This window comes from Aeromonas sp. D3 (assembly GCF_027705025.1).
Lineage (GTDB): Bacteria > Pseudomonadota > Gammaproteobacteria > Enterobacterales > Aeromonadaceae > Aeromonas > Aeromonas salmonicida.
In genome coordinates this window covers 1-1,148 of record NZ_JAPDBE010000096.1, presented here as the reverse complement: position 1 = coordinate 1,148, position 1,148 = coordinate 1, and the positions used below count along the sequence as shown (strand labels likewise).

The following is a 1,148-nucleotide window of genomic DNA, read 5'->3' as shown; positions in this document are numbered from 1 at the left end:
GCCGGCATGAACGTCATGCGCCTGAACTTCTCCCACGGCGATTACGCCGAGCACGGTGGTCGTATCAACAACCTGCGCGCTGTCATGGCCGAAACCGGCAAGCACGCAGCCATACTGCTCGACACCAAGGGTCCGGAAATCCGTACCATCAAGCTGGAAGGCGGCAACGACGTTGCCCTGGTCGCTGGCCAGACCTTCACCTTCACCACCGACCAGACCGTCATTGGCAACAAAGACAAAGTGGCCGTGACCTATGCCGGTTTCGCCAACGACCTGCGCGTCGGCAACCGCATCCTGGTGGATGACGGCCTGATCGGCATGGACGTGATCGAAATCACCGAGCGTGAAGTCATCTGTAAAGTGCTGAACAGCGGTGATCTGGGCGAGAACAAAGGCATCAACCTGCCGGGCGTCTCCATCAAGCTGCCGGCCCTGGCCGAGAAAGACAAGCGCGACCTCATCTTCGGTTGCGAGCAAGGCGTTGATTTCGTTGCTGCCTCCTTCATTCGCAAGAAAGAAGACGTGCTGGAAATCCGTGAGCACCTGAGAGCCCACGGTGGCGAGAACATCCAGATCATCTCCAAGATCGAAAACCAGGAAGGCCTGGACAACTTCGACGAGATTCTGGCTGTCTCCGACGGCATCATGGTGGCACGTGGCGACATGGGCGTGGAAATTCCGGTTGAAGAAGTGATCTTCGCCCAGAAGATGATCATCACCAAGTGCAACAAGGCACGCAAAGTGGTTATCACCGCCACCCAGATGCTGGATTCCATGATCAAGAACCCGCGTCCGACCCGCGCCGAAGCTGGCGACGTGGCCAACGCCATCCTGGACGGTACCGATGCAGTCATGCTGTCCGGTGAGTCCGCCAAGGGCAAGTACCCGCTGGAAGCCGTGACCATCATGGCCACCATCTGCGAGCGTACCGATGCCGTCATGCCGTCCAACCTGTCTGCTGCCAACGACAGCAACAAGCTGCGCATCACCGAAGCGGTCTGTAAAGGCGCGGTCGAGACCTCCGAGAAGCTGGACGCCCCGCTGATCGTGGTCGCTACCGAAGGCGGCAAATCTGCCAAGGCCATTCGCAAGTACTTCCCGCAAGCCTGGATCCTGGCCATCACCACCAACAAGAAAACCGCTGCCCA

Annotated in this window: 1 protein-coding gene; it reads left to right on the top strand. The window is 59.0% G+C overall.

Annotation, left to right across the window (positions count from 1 at the left end):
* The coding region (pykF, locus tag OKC28_RS22890; RefSeq protein ID WP_333562751.1) for a pyruvate kinase PykF at positions 1–1,148 on the top strand (1,148 nt) is incomplete at both ends.